Source organism: Mesorhizobium sp. M0778, from assembly GCF_040320105.1.
Taxonomy (GTDB): Bacteria; Pseudomonadota; Alphaproteobacteria; order Rhizobiales; family Rhizobiaceae; genus Mesorhizobium.
This window is the reverse complement of record NZ_JAMYPA010000020.1, coordinates 64,883-79,076: the sequence shown is the minus strand read 5'-3', so window position 1 is coordinate 79,076 and position 14,194 is coordinate 64,883. Positions and strand designations below refer to the sequence as shown.

The 14,194-nt window shown below is 61.9% G+C and carries 13 protein-coding genes and 1 pseudogene; 3 read left to right on the top strand and 11 right to left on the bottom strand.

Going from position 1 to position 14,194, the window contains the following annotated elements; translation table 11 throughout:
- Positions 1 to 72: 72 nt before the first annotated feature.
- From NKI22_RS24245 to NKI22_RS24230, 4 genes are read right to left on the bottom strand one after another with little or no spacing between them, the layout of a single operon-like run.
- Positions 73 to 645 carry a DUF1772 domain-containing protein gene (locus NKI22_RS24245; RefSeq protein ID WP_352548028.1) on the bottom strand — a complete coding sequence of 191 codons (573 nt, stop codon included), beginning with the start codon at positions 643 to 645 and terminating at the stop codon, positions 73 to 75.
- The gene (locus tag NKI22_RS24240; protein ID WP_023720506.1) at positions 642 to 2,180 is read right to left on the bottom strand and encodes a SpoVR family protein; all 1,539 of its coding nucleotides are present in this window, start codon (positions 2,178 to 2,180) and stop codon (positions 642 to 644) included. Before NKI22_RS24240 ends, NKI22_RS24245 begins: the two co-directional genes overlap by 4 nt.
- The gene (locus tag NKI22_RS24235) at positions 2,180 to 3,502 is read right to left on the bottom strand and encodes a YeaH/YhbH family protein (RefSeq protein ID WP_023720505.1); all 1,323 of its coding nucleotides are present in this window, start codon (positions 3,500 to 3,502) and stop codon (positions 2,180 to 2,182) included. Before NKI22_RS24235 ends, NKI22_RS24240 begins: the two co-directional genes overlap by 1 nt.
- 19 nt (positions 3,503 to 3,521) lie before the next feature.
- Positions 3,522 to 5,471, bottom strand: coding sequence for a PrkA family serine protein kinase (locus NKI22_RS24230; protein ID WP_023720504.1), 1,950 nt, complete (start codon positions 5,469 to 5,471; stop codon positions 3,522 to 3,524).
- Positions 5,472 to 5,742: 271 nt separating this feature from the next.
- Here NKI22_RS24230 and NKI22_RS24225 point away from each other — a divergent pair, with 271 nt between their 5' ends.
- Entirely contained in the window at positions 5,743 to 5,904 is a 162-nt protein-coding gene (locus tag NKI22_RS24225) for a hypothetical protein (RefSeq protein ID WP_023720503.1), read from the top strand.
- 16 nt (positions 5,905 to 5,920) lie between these two features.
- Here the strand turns inward: NKI22_RS24225 and ocd are convergent, their stop codons facing one another.
- On the bottom strand, positions 5,921 to 6,988 hold the full coding sequence (ocd, locus tag NKI22_RS24220) for an ornithine cyclodeaminase (RefSeq protein ID WP_023720502.1): 1,068 nt from the start codon (positions 6,986 to 6,988) through the stop codon (positions 5,921 to 5,923).
- Between the two features lie 3 nt (positions 6,989 to 6,991).
- Entirely contained in the window at positions 6,992 to 7,912 is a 921-nt protein-coding gene (rocF, locus tag NKI22_RS24215) for an arginase (RefSeq protein WP_352481448.1), read from the bottom strand.
- A gap of 130 nt (positions 7,913 to 8,042) precedes the next feature.
- On the opposite strand from rocF, the gene NKI22_RS24210 reads away from it, so the two are divergent.
- On the top strand, positions 8,043 to 8,480 hold the full coding sequence (locus NKI22_RS24210; protein ID WP_352481449.1) for an Lrp/AsnC family transcriptional regulator: 438 nt from the start codon (positions 8,043 to 8,045) through the stop codon (positions 8,478 to 8,480).
- A gap of 190 nt (positions 8,481 to 8,670) precedes the next feature.
- Positions 8,671 to 8,994 (top strand): hypothetical protein, encoded by a 324-nt coding sequence (locus NKI22_RS24205; RefSeq protein WP_352816752.1) that lies wholly within the window; start codon positions 8,671 to 8,673, stop codon positions 8,992 to 8,994.
- Between the two features lie 293 nt (positions 8,995 to 9,287).
- Here NKI22_RS24205 and NKI22_RS24200 read toward each other — a convergent pair whose 3' ends face one another.
- The 5 genes and pseudogenes from NKI22_RS24200 to cyoB all read right to left on the bottom strand — a co-directional run bounded on the left by NKI22_RS24200 (position 9,288) and on the right by cyoB (position 14,194).
- Positions 9,288 to 9,626 (bottom strand): SpoIIAA family protein, encoded by a 339-nt coding sequence (locus tag NKI22_RS24200; protein WP_023720498.1) that lies wholly within the window; start codon positions 9,624 to 9,626, stop codon positions 9,288 to 9,290.
- 9 nt (positions 9,627 to 9,635) lie between these two features.
- Positions 9,636 to 10,806: pseudogene (locus tag NKI22_RS24195) on the bottom strand (DUF3182 family protein).
- Between the two features lie 306 nt (positions 10,807 to 11,112).
- The gene (gene cyoD, locus NKI22_RS24190) at positions 11,113 to 11,541 is read right to left on the bottom strand and encodes a cytochrome o ubiquinol oxidase subunit IV (protein WP_023720496.1); all 429 of its coding nucleotides are present in this window, start codon (positions 11,539 to 11,541) and stop codon (positions 11,113 to 11,115) included.
- Positions 11,538 to 12,191, bottom strand: a complete 654-nt coding sequence (gene cyoC, locus NKI22_RS24185; protein WP_023720495.1) for a cytochrome o ubiquinol oxidase subunit III — start codon at positions 12,189 to 12,191, stop codon at positions 11,538 to 11,540. The genes cyoD and cyoC overlap by 4 nt, the downstream gene beginning before the upstream one ends.
- The gene (gene cyoB / locus NKI22_RS24180) at positions 12,188 to 14,194 is read right to left on the bottom strand and encodes a cytochrome o ubiquinol oxidase subunit I (RefSeq protein WP_023720494.1); all 2,007 of its coding nucleotides are present in this window, start codon (positions 14,192 to 14,194) and stop codon (positions 12,188 to 12,190) included. The genes cyoC and cyoB overlap by 4 nt, the downstream gene beginning before the upstream one ends.

Sequence of the window (14,194 nt, the reverse complement as noted above, 5' to 3'; positions counted from 1 at the left end):
CCCCGATCTGACGGATGCAGCGCTCGTGGCCGCAAATTGGCGGACGAGGGCGCCGTCTTGATCCCCTCGGCGCTATTCAGCAAAAAATGTCGCGGCGACAGCAATTGAGACGAGGCTCAGCATCGCCAGGCCTGCCCTGGCGACATGCGAAGTCTCCCAGACGTTGCGCAAATCTCTCCAGTCGCCGGTCTGCTTTCGAGAAAACATTGAAAAAAACGTCGCGGCTGATTGCGGCATGGCAACGTCTTGCACCCAGAAATTATTGACGGGATGCGTGACCAACCAATAGGTCGCATGTTCCGCCAGCAGGAAGACAAGCGCCGCCAAGGTCCACCAGAATCGAGCGCTTGGATAAGGCGTCAGGTAGAGCAGGATGGCGAGTGCAATGATGCCGCCGATCTCGGCAAACCCGCCGATCGTGAAGCCGGGATAGTAGATCGCCTGCACTGATTTGTAGGTAGCCTCCTTGAGGCGCAACTTGCCCGGCAACTCCAAAGCGTGCGCAAGCGACAGCGCCATCGTGACAGCGACCAGAAGAAGGCGGCGATCATCAATACGCGCATGTTCCTGCTCCCTGACCACAGCGTGGTTGGTGATCCGGTAAAGGCGACGCCACCCGACTTCCCTGCAGGCCGGTTCGGTCATTCCCCGATCTGGCTGGTCGACCGTTCGTGGAGTGTGGCGCCGGTCTGCGCGTCGACCGCGACCATGCTGACCTCGTAGCCCCAGAGCTTGCGGATATGGCGCAGCGTGGCGTCACGGCTGCCGCCTTCCAGCACGATGCCGTCCTTGACCTTGTGCTGCAGGCGCAGATGCCGGTCGCCGAGCAGGTCCACGTCCACCACCTGGATGTCCGGCCGGCTGGCGCCGATGTCGTAGCTGTGGGCGAGTGCGGCGCGGACGCTCTCGTAGCCGCGCTCATTGTGTATCGAGGCGACTTCGTAATGCGGGTCGTTGGCGGCATCGGCAAGGACAAAGAACCGCCATTTCCGTATCAGGGTAGGGCTCAGATACTGGCGGATGAAGGACTCGTCGCGATGGTTGGCCCAGGCGTCCAGCAAGGTCTGGCGCCAGTCGCCATTGCCGGCGATATCGGGAAACCAGTCGCGGTCCTCAGCCGTCGGCGCGGTCGAGATGCGCTGGATGTCCTGCATCATGTCGAGACCCAGCGCGTAAGGATTGATACCGGAAAAGCGCGGATCGTCGAACCCTGGCTGGAAGATCACGTTCGAATGGTTGCGCAGGATTTCCAGCATGGCACCTTCGCCGATCAGGCCGCGGTCGAACAAAAGGTTCATCAGCGTGTAATGCACGAAGGTGGCGCAGCCCTCGTTCATCACCTGCGTTTGCCGCTGGGGATAGAAATACTGCGCGATCACGCGGACGATCCGGATGACCTCACGCTGCCACGGTTCCAGGATCAGGCTGTTCTTCTCCAGGAAATAAAGCAGGTTCTCCTCGGGCAGCTTGAGCGATTTCTTGCGCTCCGTCATGGTATCCGTTTCGCGGACCTTGGTGCCGTCCTTGGAAGGCGGCAGCGTGCGCCACAGATCGTTGTAGGAACGTTCCTCGTATTCCAGGCGCTCGCGAATCCCCTCGCGCTGCTTTTCCGACGACAGCTTCGGCGGCCGGTGATATCTGAACACGCCCTGTTCCATCAGCGCATGTGCGGCATCGAGGATCTCTTCCACCGCATCGACGCCGTGCCGCTCTTCGCAGCGGGCAATATAGCCCTTGGCAAAGTCGAGATAGCTGAGGATGGCGCCGGCGTCCGTCCACTGCCGGAAAAGATAATTGTTCTTGAAGAAATGGTTATGGCCGAGCGCCGCGTGCGCCGTCACCAGCGCCTGCAGGGCCATGGTGTTTTCCTCCATCAGATAGACGATGCAGGGATTGGAATTGATGACGAGTTCGTAGGCCAGCCCTCGCCCACCTTTGCGGTAGAGCAATTCCTGGTAGAGGTAGTGCTTGCCGAACGACCAATGCCGGTACATCAGCGGCATGCCGACAGAGGAATAGGCGTCGAGCATCTGTTCGGACGAGATGATCTCCATCTGCACCGGATAGACGTCGAGGTGGAGCTCTTCGGTGGCGACCGCCTCGATGGTCTCGTAGGCGCGCGACAGCGTCCTGAAATCCCAGTCGGAACCGGAAAACAGCAACCCGGATTTGCTCGCCATCAGCCCCCTCTTTCACCGCTCTTTTGATAACCCGGCTGTCTGGCGAAGAGTTGGCGGAAAACCGGGTAGATGTCGGCCGCCGTGGCGATGCGGCTCATCTGGAAGTTCGACCATCTCAGCTTGACCGCACTGTAGGCACGCCACAGCGACGTGCCGTTGTCGGTAGCGCCGAAGATGTGGCTCTCACGCTCGTCGAGGATCTCGACATAGGCAAAATACTGGCAAAGCCGCATGATCTGTTCGTCGAGAAGGGCGATGCAGCGCTCGGAATCGGTGACGAAATTGTCGCCGTCCGAGGCCTGGGCGACATAGATGTTCCATTCGCGGCTGGGATAGCGTTGCTCGACGATGCGGTGCATCTCCTCGAGCGCCGTGGAAACCACCGTGCCGCCGCTCTGGGTGTTGTAGAAGAAGGTTTCCTCGTCCACCTCCTGCGCCTCGTGCGTGTGGCGGATGAAGACGACCTCGGTCCGGTCATAGCGCCGCTTCAGGAACAGGTGCAGCAGCACGAAGAAGCGCTTGGCCAGATCCTTCTCGCGTTCGCCCATCGAACCGGACACGTCCATCAGGCAGAACATCACCGCATTGGCGTTCGGCACCGGCTGGGCGTCGAAGCGGTTGAAGCGGATATCGACCGGATCGACAAAGGCGATCCGCTTGCGGCGGCGCTCCAGCCGCTCAAGCTCTTCCTGCAGCGCCACGATGCGCTGCCGCATCTCGGCGTTTTGCGGCTTGGCCTCCAGCGTCGCGATCTCCTGCGCGACAGCGTCGACCGCCTCCTGCTTGGGACGCCTGAGCGCTATGCGGCGACCATGGCTGTTGCGCATCGTGCGTCCGACATTGATGTTGGTCGGCGAGCCGGTCGCGGCGAAGCCGGCCCGGCGCGGCTTGAAGGCGAGGATCTCCTTGAGGTTGAGCTTGACCATATCAGGCAGTTCGAGGTCTTCGAAGAAGAGGTCGAGCACCTCTTCGCGCGACAGCACGAAACGGAAATCGTCCTCCGATTCGGTTCTCCCCGGGGCGGATCCCATGCCGCCGCCCTGGCCCGGCTTGGGCAGCCGGTCGCCTGGGGCAAAATGCTTGTTGCCGGGCAGGACGTGCTGGCGGCTGCCGCTGTTCCGGGCATCGTTGAAGCTCGGCTCGCCGGTGCCTCGCGCCGGCATCGAAACGGCATGCTCGGCGTCCACGTCGGCGATCTTGCCGGTGCGGATCTGATCGCGGATGGTGCGCTTCAACTCTTCGCGCGCCCGCCGCAGGAAACGCTGCCGGTTGCCGAGGCTTTTGTCCTTCGGGTTCAGTCGGCGATCGATGAAGATCGGCATATGTTACCCCGGGCTGGCTTCAACCCGCCTTGTTCACCCGCATGTACCAGTCCACCAGCCGGCGGACCTGGCGCTCGGTGTAACCGCGCTGGATCATCCGCTGCACGAATTCGGTATGCCGCTTCTCCGTCACGCTGTCTTGCTTGGAGCCGAAGCTGATCACCGGCAGCAGATCTTCGACCTGCCCGAACATCCGCTTCTCGATGACTTCGCGCAGCTTTTCATAGCTTGTCCATGACGGGTTACGGCCGTGGTTTCTGGCCCGCGCGCGCAGCGTGAACTTCACCACTTCGTTGCGGAAGTCCTTGGGATTGGCGATGCCGGCCGGCTTTTCGACCTGCGACAGTTCGTTGTCCAAAACCTCGCGATTGAGGATCTGGCCGGTATCGGTATCCTTGAAGTCCTGATCCTCGATCCAGGCATCGGCATAGGCGATGTAGCGGTCGAACAGGTTCTGGCCGTATTCGCTGTAGGATTCCAGATAGGCCTTCTGGATCTCGTGGCCGATGAACTCGGCATAACGGGTGGCGAGCTCCGACTTTATGAAATCGAGATAGTCCGCCTCGGTTTCCTTCGGGAACTGCTCGCGCTTGATCGCCTCTTCCAGGATGTACATCAGATGCACCGGATCGGCGGCGACCTCTTCGGTGTCGTAGTTGAAGGTCTGCGACAGGATTTTGAAGGCGAAGCGGGTGCTGACGCCGGTCATGCCTTCATCGACACCGGCCGCGTTTCGGTACTCCTGGACCGACTTCGCCTTGGGATCGGTTTCCTTGAGGTTCTCGCCGTCATAGACGCGCATCTTGGTGTAGAGCGGCGAATTGTCGTGTTCGGCCAGGCGGGTCGAAACGGTGAACCGGCTGAGGATATCGAGCACTTCCGGAGCGCAGGGGCTGGAGGCCAATTCGCTTTCGCGCAACAGCTTCTCGTAGATCTGCCGCTCTTCCGTGACCCGCAGGCAATACGGCACCTTGACCACCAGGATGCGGTCGAGGAACGCCTCGTTGTTCTTGTTGTTCTTGAACTGCAGCCATTCCGATTCGTTGGAATGGGCAACGATGATGCCCTGATAGGGGAAAGCGCCGAAATTCTCGGTGCCGTTGTAGCTGCCTTCCTGGGTCGCGGTCAGCAGCGGATGCAGCACCTTGATCGGCGCCTTGAACATCTCGACGAATTCGAGCAGTCCTTGCGTCGTCCGGTTCAGGCCGCCGCTATAGGAATAGGCATCCGGATCGGACTGGCTGAAGTTTTCCAGCTGCCTGATGTCGACCTTGCCGACCAGGGCCGAAACGTCCTGGTTGTTCTCGTCGCCCGGCTCGGTCTTGGCGATGCCGATCTGGCGAAGCCTGGACGGCATCAGCTTGACGACGCTGAATTTGGAGATGTCGCCGGACAATTCGTCGAGGCGCTTGGCCGCCCAGGGCGAGATCAGGCCGTTCAGCCGCCGCCGGGCGATGCCGTATTTGTCCTCCAAAAGGTCGCCCATGCGGTCGGGGTCGAACAGCCCGAGCGGCGATTCGAAGACCGGGCTGACCTGGCCGCCGACCTTCAGCGTATAGATCGGACGCTGCTCCATCAGCCTTTTCAACTGCTCCGCAAGCGAGGACTTGCCGCCGCCGACCGGGCCGAGGAGATAGAGGATCTGCTTGCGTTCCTCAAGTCCTTGCGAGGCATAGCGGAAATAACCGGCGATACGTTCGATCGTATCCTCCATGCCGTAAAAATCGGCGAAGGTCGGATAGATCTTGATCGTCCGGTTCGAAAAAATACGGCCGAGCCGCTCGTCCTTGCTGGTATCGACAAAGGTCGGCTCGCCGATCGCCTCGACCATCCGCTCGGGCGCCGAGGCGTACATCGACTTGTCCTCGCGGCAGGCAAGCAGATATTGCTGGAGGCTTATCTCCTCCTGCGCCGCATTCTTGTAAACCTCGGAAAACAGATCGAAGACGTCGGATTGATTCTCACGCATGGTATTCCTAGCCCCGGAGCCGGTGTGGCTGCACGTTTGTCTCTTGAACAACCAAATGTCGGAAAGCCCTTGTGGTTCCCTTCACTTTGCAGAGAGTGCCTGTGACCGAATGATAAGACTCTAGATAAGAGCATCCTGCATGCCGACAAGGCGTGGAACGTCCTGCTCGAGGCACAAAATCCTGAATCACGCCACGCGGTGCGGGCGACCTCCGACAAGACGGAGGAACGGTTCTGGTCCTTCCCGGTTGTGAGGGAAAGGAGACGGTTCGATGTTTGAGACTAGTTTGTGGTTGCTCGTTGTTGCAGGCGGTCCACTGCTGCTGGCAATCCTGATCGCCTACGCCCTGCTCACCCAGCGCCGTCGCGGCCCGGCGGAGCGCAGGGAAAGCGAGCGCGCGACCGAGCGCCTGTACCAGGAAAAGAAGGACTGACCGACGGGATCGCAGCTCAGCTGCGGGCAACCGCCAGCCCGGCCACTTTTTCGGCGCGCAGCAGCATGCCGAACAGGTCACGCGGCTCATCGGGATCGGCCAGAAGGTCTAGTTCCTCGTAAAGGCCGGTCCGCTGAAGCTGATCGCGGACGTAGCGTAGCGCGGAAAAATCCTCGATCGCAAAGCCGACGGAATCAAACAGCGTGATCTGTCCGGCGTCCGTCCGGCCTGCTGCCTTTCCTGTCATCACCTGCCACAATTCGGTGATCGGATGGTCCGCATCGAGCTGCTGGCTCTCGCCTTCGATGCGCGTCTGCGGCGGATATTCGACGAAAATATCCGAGCGCAGCAGAATGTCGCGATGCAGCTCGGTCTTGCCCGGGCAGTCGCCGCCGACCGCGTTGATGTGCACGCCGGACCCGACCATGTTGTCGGTCAGGATTGTTGCCGATCGCTTGTCGGCGGTTACCGTGGTGATGATCTGTGCACCTTCAACGGCCTCCTGCGCCGACGCGCAGAGCTTGATGTCGAAACCCATGCCGGCAAGGTTCTTCATGCATTTGGTCGAGGCCGCCGGGTCGATATCGTAGAGGCGCAGCCTGTCGACGCCAAGCAGCGCCTTGAACGCAATAGCCTGAAATTCCGATTGCGCGCCGTTGCCGATGATCGCCATGCATCTGGCGGCCCCGGGAGCGAGGTATTTCGCCGCGACCGCCGAGCTGGCCGCCGTTCGCAGGGCAGTCAGGATGGTCATTTCCGAAAGCAGCATCGGATAGCCGTTGCCGACATCGGCAAGCACGCCGAAAGCGGTCACGGTCTGGCGGCCGTCACGCGTGTTCTTCGGATGCCCGTTGACGTATTTGAAGCCGTAAAGCTGCCCGTCGCTGGTCGGCATCAGCTCGATGACGCCGTCAATGCTGTGCGAGGCGACGCGCGGCGTCTTGTCGAACAGCTCCCAACGCCTGAAATCCTCTTCGATATAGGCGGCAAGCTCGACCAGGAAGCGCTCGATGCCGATGGCAAGCACCAGCTTCATCATGCGGTCGACGCTGACGAACGGAACGATGTTCAAATTGACGGTCATGGCTCAGAACCCCCTCGTCGGGCGATCCATGATCCGCCGGCCCATCAGGCTTGCGGTCAGGTCGACCAAAAGCGTGGCGGTGCGGCCGCGCTCGTCGAGAAAGGGGTTGAGTTCGACCAGGTCGAGACTGGTGACGAGCCCGCTGTCATGCAGCATTTCCATCGCCAGATGCGCCTCGCGGAAGGTGGCGCCGCCGGGAACGGTGGTGCCCACCGCCGGCGCGATCGACGGGTCGAGAAAATCGACATCGAGGCTGACATGGAGCATGCCGTTGGCGGCGCTCACCCGTTCGAGAAAGGCGCGAAGCAGTTGCGCGATGCCGTGCTCGTCGATCGAACGCATGTCGTGGACCGTCACGCCGGCTCTGCGCAACGCATCCCGTTCCGCCAGGTCCACGCTGCGGATTCCCAGCGCGCATATGCGAGCCGGGTCCACCTGCGCCGCGAGGCGGGGGAAATAGCCCTCGAAGCCGGGCTGCCCGCTGGCATAGGCCAGCGGCACGCCATGCAGATTGCCGCTGGTCGTCGTGTCGAGCGTATGAAAATCGGGGTGGGCGTCGAGCCACAGCACGAAGAGCGGCCGGCCGGCATTCGCTGCCCGGCGGGCAATGCCGGCGAGCGTGCCGGCCGAAATGCTGTGGTCGCCGCCGAGAAAGATCGGCATTGCGTCGGCGCTCGCAGCATAGGCGGTTTCGCTGATCGCTGCCGTCCAGGCGGCGATTTCCGGCAGCGCCTTCACCACCGCGTTGCCGTGTACGACAGGGCGCATGTCGGCAGGGACAATCGTTCCGAGGTCGGTCAGCGTATGGCCAAGCTCGGTCAGCGCGCCGGCCAGACCGGCCGTGCGCAGCGCGCTCGGCCCCATCTCGCAGCCCATCCGGCCAGAGCCGGCCTGGATCGGTGCTCCCACGATCACGCAGTGCATTCTCGTACCCCACCAAATTACGATGCCTTTTAGTGAACCCCGCATCGCTGGCAGAATGAACATATCAAATTGGCAAATTTGTCGAAGTGCCTTACCATAGTGGCAGCATCTACTTCCGTTGTGAGCAATCATGGACCAGCTCGACGAGCAGATCATCACCTCTTTGCGGCATGACGCCCGGCGCAGCATTTCCGACCTTGCCGTTAGCCTGGGTGTCTCCCGGGCAACGGTAAGGTCCCGGATCGAGCGACTTGAAAGAGGAGGCGTCATCGTCGGCTACACCGTCATTCTACGCGCCGACGCGGTCGATCAGCGGGTGCGTGGCATCATGATGATCGAAATCGAAGGCCATGCCGCAGATCGCGTCATCCGGGCGCTGGGCGGCTTCTCCGAGGTCTCGACGATCCACACCACCAATGGCCGTTGGGATCTGGTGATAGAACTCGGAACCCAGACGCTGAGCGAGTTCGATGCGGTGCTGAGACGTATCCGCCTGATCCCCGGAATTACCGGCAGCGAAACAAGCCTGCTCCTGGCAACGCCGCGCACCACCAAAGCGCGGCTGTGACCTTCGCCCCTGACCTGTAGCGGTAACGAAGCTACGGAACCTTCAATTGCCGCCGCGGTTAGAGCAATTCCAGGAAAAGCGTGGAACGATTTTCCGTTCGGAATTGCGTCAAAACAAAAAGATTGAGCGGTTCGGCGTTTCCGCGAAACCGTTCCAAGCCCACACAGGCCTTCTTCGAGGGAGAACAAGCATGGCTCACGCCCAGCAAGAACTCGTCGAATTCGTTATCAGCAAAGCCTTCAATCCGGTCATGCGGGCCAAACCCGACGGAAAATCCGATGCCGAGCGCAAGATGCTCGAACATGTTCAGCAGGCCACGAAGACCGAGATTGAGCGTTATCGCGGCTACAGCTCGGCCGAGGAGGCCGCGACCAATTTCAAGCGCGACCTGAATTCCGACGCTGCCAAAAAGTTGCACGCCCAGCTGCGACGCCTGCATCTGCCGACGATCGAGGACATTCGCGACGACTTCGAGGACAAGGCCCACGAGCTAGGCGTCAAGGCCTCGCCGTAGATCCGCGACCCTCGGTGACGTCCGTCCGGTTGTCATCACAATCCGTCCTTGATCGGAGGCCACCCCGACCGAACCGTCTCGGGGATGTTGTCCGACGTCAGCTCGCCCCGATTGAGCTTTTCAATCGCTTCACCGGCTTCGCTTTCGTCGAGATCGGAAAGCGGCAAATCCGCCGACCACGACGGCCTCGTCACTCTCGCTGTCATAGACCTCCCAAAGGCCTTCCGGATCCTGTCGTTTGTCGTAAACGGTTGGCAAGGCCATTTCCGTAATCACTCCTGCAGGCAACGCCGCTATTGTACGGCCGCTACCCATTTCAGGGCCTGGGCCTTCTCGTCCTCCGGGAACACCCGCGCCTCGATTTGCGGAAACAGTGCGTCCGTCATTTCCGTTGCTGCCTTGATCCCCTGCTTGTCGGAAATCACGGCGGCACGTTTGAAGCGGTGGAGCTCGGCAAGTTTGCGCAACCCATACTGCAGGTCGCACCGCAAGGCGCCAGCCGTCATGTCTTCGAAATCGGTAAGGTCAGTCAGGACGCCGATGTCCTTGTGGTCGCTCAGTTTCGCTTCGATGGCCGGGATTGGCTGGCTGCCTGAAACAAACTCGGGCCATTCGCGGATGTTCCCTGCCAAAAGCGTGTTTCACTTCGACCTAAAATGACGATCGGCTGGCTTCCTGACCGGTCCTCGGATCGCCTGCGTGACGACGGTATAACGCGTGATTTGGCCCTCCACGGGGTCCTCTCCGTGGAAGTGGATTTCTGCATTCAGCGGCATCTGCGCGGTGTTGCCGAATTGCTTGACCGCGCACGCATGCACGAGCTGTACGTCGGGGTCACGCGTCATGGCCTCCATTGCCGCAAGCTCTGCCGTGCTGCTGCCGCCGATCCGCCAGCTGGCTTCCAGCACACCCGATCGCCAGATGCCCGAGGAATCGACACCTTGGCCGATGTCGTAGTTGCGCCTCGAGGCGAAGAATCCGGGATGGCCAAGCATCGCCGCGTCGTAGGTCCTCGCCTGCGCCACAGCCAAAGTCAGCGCCGGAGACAGCTGCAGCCTGTCGAGCGCTTCCCATCCGCCGCGCACGACGACCAGATCGGATCCGCCGTAAACGGGCTGTCCGGCATTGTCGGCGGTCATCCGCTGCACGCCGTAATAGCTGACCGATGTTCCGTCGATCGCGGTTCTGCCAATGCTCAGCGTGACAATGTCGCGAAGCTCCGTTTCGAGAACAAGCCCGTATTCGCTTAGGTCGGAGGATGGATATCGTTCCAGCAGCCTTTCGATATCGGCGACCGTCGCGGCGGTGTGCTGGTCGCGGCCCCGCGAAGCGCGCGGTGGCTTGAACCGGACCAGCCCGAGCTGCAGCAGACGTTCCGCTGCGCAGCGCGTCATCGCGTGAAAATGCGGTGTAGCCTGGCAGTACGGCCGCGCCGACGGCGCTGCCGAAGCCGGTTGGCCAATCTTTTGGCCGTGCCGCCGACCCGTCCACCAGCTCGTGGGTTATGGCCTTGGTGGTTGCGAGGCGCCAGGGCACCACACCGCCGAAGAGGTCGTCGGGCCCGTTGATGCCCAGTTGGACCGCATCGGCGGCAAGCAGGCTGTCGTCCGGCACGAAATACAGCCCGCCGTTGTCACCGCCCCAGTCACGCAGGCCCTGGCGGAAGGAAAATCCCTTCAACGCCGCAATCGTGCGCGCGACGGCAGCGACGGTCTCCCATTCGTGGGCATAGATGGTCTCGCCGCCCGGCGCGGAGAACGCGACCACAACACCTTTTGCTCCGCCCGATTGTGTGCCGCTTAGCCCGGTCATGTCGCGCCGCCCTTCGTCCATTGCCGGGCCCATTGCCGTTATTCCGCGGCGATGCGTCCGAACCGAAAAACCCGCTTCCTCGGCGAATGTTCCGGGCAACGGCGCGCTATCCGGTTTGACCGAGTTGCGGCGATCGGAACATCGGCGGCTCATGGTTTTTATGCGGGAGCCTCAGACAGGGTGATGGATGTGCTCAAGGAGGCCGCGCCCCGCGCCCTGGGAGCGGCCGAGGTCGTCGACACATTCGAACGGGCTTGAGACCGAGCTGGCTGTCGCATGAACTGCGGCCAACGGCCGGAACTGTCACTAGCGGTTCATGTTCATGATCGCATTCGTCGGCATCAAATTGTGGTCGAGGTTGGCCATGATCCAAATCGAGCCGCCGATCACCAGGACGACGATCAGCACGCCGAAGGCAAGCGCCAGGGCGTTGTTGGTGTTGTCCGGCCCCGTCGTGATATGCAGGAAGAAGACGAGATGCACGCCCATCTGCGCGATCGCCAGCACAATCAGCGCCACCGGGATGCCCGGTGCCCATATAAGGTTGGTTCCGAGCAACCAGAACGAGGCGATGGTCAACAGCGTTGCCAGCCCGAGGCCGATCACATAGCCGCGTAACCCGGATCCGACCTCGGCGTCGCCGAGGTATTCGTCACCCGGCGCCGTATCGATGTCGTAGCGCTCCAGGCCATCGGTGTCGCGCCTTTGCGCATGGCGGTCGTCAGCATTGCTCATCGACTTGCTCCCAGGAGATAGACCACCGTGAACAGGGCGACCCAGATGATGTCGAGGGCGTGCCAGAACAGGCTGAAGCACATGAAACGCCGAAGAATATCGTCGCGGAATCCCTTGGCGAAGATCTGCGCCATCATCGTGAGCAGCCACAGCAGCCCCGCCGTCACGTGCAGGCCATGGCATCCCACCAGCGTGAAGAACGCCGACAGGAAAGCACTGCGCGTCGGTCCGGCATCGCGGGCAATCATATGCGCGAACTCGCGCAGCTCGAGCAGGATGAAGCTGGCGCCGAGCACGAAAGTGAGAGCCATCGCAACATAGAACCAGGAGCTTCGCCGCGCGGTCACGGCGAGGCTGGCGAGACCGCAGGTAAAGCTCGACAACAGCAGGGCCGCCGTCTCGATCGCGACGTTGCGCAGGTCGAACAGCTCGGCTCCGCTTGGTCCGCCCGCCGTCTTGCCCGCCAGCACAGCGTAGGCCGCAAAGAAGGCCGAGAACATCACGATGTCGCTCAGAAGGAAGATCCAGAAGCCGTAGCCGACGACGATCCGGATCGGTGCCGGTCCGCCGTCGCCATGGCCGGGGGCATGGCCGTGCCCGCGATGGCCGAGGTGGTAGGGGTCACGCTCTCGAACGTCGATCGCGGTCATGGCCTTGGCCCCGTATACGTGGCCAGCGCCTCGCGGCGGGCACTTCGGTTGGCGCGGTCGATCCGGGCGACTTCGGCGGCAGGAATGACGTATTCGGGTATGTCGCGCCACGCGAATACGACGAAGGTGGCGAAAGCACCGAGCGCGCCGAGCGCCACCATCCACCAGATGTGCCAGATGAGGGCGAAACCCATCACGGTCGCAAAGAAGGCGCAGATGAACCCGGTGGGACTGTTGCGCGGCATCTCGATCGGCTCGTATTCAGGCTCGTCGCGCAGCCGGTTTTGCTCGCGTGCCCGCTGCTTGATGCTCCAGTAGGGCTCTTCGCCCTCGACATGCGGAAGCGCGGCGAAGTTGAAGACCGGCGGCGGCGAGGGTGTGGCCCATTCCAACGAACGCCCGTCCCAGGGATCCCCGGTCACATCGCGAAGCGCCGCGCGCTGTCGGATGCTGACGACGAGCTGAATGATCTGGGCGACCACGCCGGCGGTGGTGATTAACATGCCGGCGCCGGCAACCAGCACCCAGGGATACCAGGCCGGCACGTCGAAATGCTGCATGCGGCGGGTCATGCCGAGCAGGCCGACGGTGTAGAGCGGCACGAAGGTGGCGTAGAAGCCGATCAGCGTCAGCCAGAAGGCCAGCTTGCCCCAGCCCTCGTGCAGCCGGAATCCGAATGCCTTGGGAAACCAGTAGGTATATCCCGCGAAGGCGCCGAACAGCACACCGCCGATGATGACGTTGTGAAAATGCGCCACCAGGAACAGGCTGTTGTGAAGCAGGAAATCGGCTGGCGGCACGGCCAGCAACACGCCCGTCATGCCACCGATGACGAACGTCACCATGAAGCCAAGCGACCACAGCATCGGCGTCGCGAAGCGGATGCGGCCGCCATACATGGTGAACATCCAGTTGTAGATCTTCACGCCGGTACCGACAGCGATGATGCTGGTGGCAATGCCGAACGCGGCGTTGACGTCGGCGCCGGCGCCCATGGTGAAAAAGTGGTGCAGCCACACCATGAAGGAGACGATGCAGATGAAGAGCGTCGCGGCCACCATCGAGCGGTAGCCGAACAGCGGCTTGCTGGAGAAGGTGGAGATGACCTCCGAGAAGATGCCGAATGCCGGCAGGACGAGGATGTAGACCTCGGGATGGCCCCAGGCCCAGATCAGGTTCACGAACATCAGCATGTTGCCGCCGGCTTCGTTGGTGAAGAAATGAAAGCCGAAATAGCGGTCGAGCGTCAGCATCGCGAGCGTGGCGGTGAGGATCGGGAAGGCGGCGACGATGAGCAGGCTGGCGGCGAGTGAAGTCCAGCAGAACATCGACATGCTGAGGTAGCTCATGCCAGGCGCCCGCATCTTCAGGATCGTGGTGACGAAATTGATGCCGGTGAGCAGCGTTCCGACGCCCGCTATCTGCACCGCCCACAGATAATAATCGACGCCGACGCCCGGCGAGTAGGCGGTCTCGCTGAGCGGCGGATAGGGCAGCCATCCGGTACGCGCGAATTCGCCGATCACCAGCGAGATGTTGACCAGCAACGCACCGGTGGCGGTGAGCCAGAAACTCACCGAGTTGAGCGTCGGAAAGGCAACGTCGCGGACGCCGAGCTGCAGCGGCACGACCAGGTTCATCAGGCCGATGACGAACGGCATCGCCCCGAAAAAGATCATGATGGTGCCGTGGGCGGAAAAGACCTGGTTGAAGTGGTCGGGCGGCAGATAGCCGGGCGCCTGGAAGGCGAGGGCTTGCTGGGACCGCATCATGACGGCGTCGCTGAAGCCGCGCAGCAGCATCAGCAGCGCCAGCAGCGTGTACATGACGCCGATCCGCTTGTGATCGACGCTTGTGATCCATTCGCGCCACAGATAGGGGAAATGGCCGGCCAGGAAGACCCAGGCCAGCACGCCGAGGATTGCCAGGGCGACGACCGCCGAGGCGATCATCGGCAGAGGCTGATCGAACGGGATGACGTCCCAGCTCAATTTTCCGAGCAT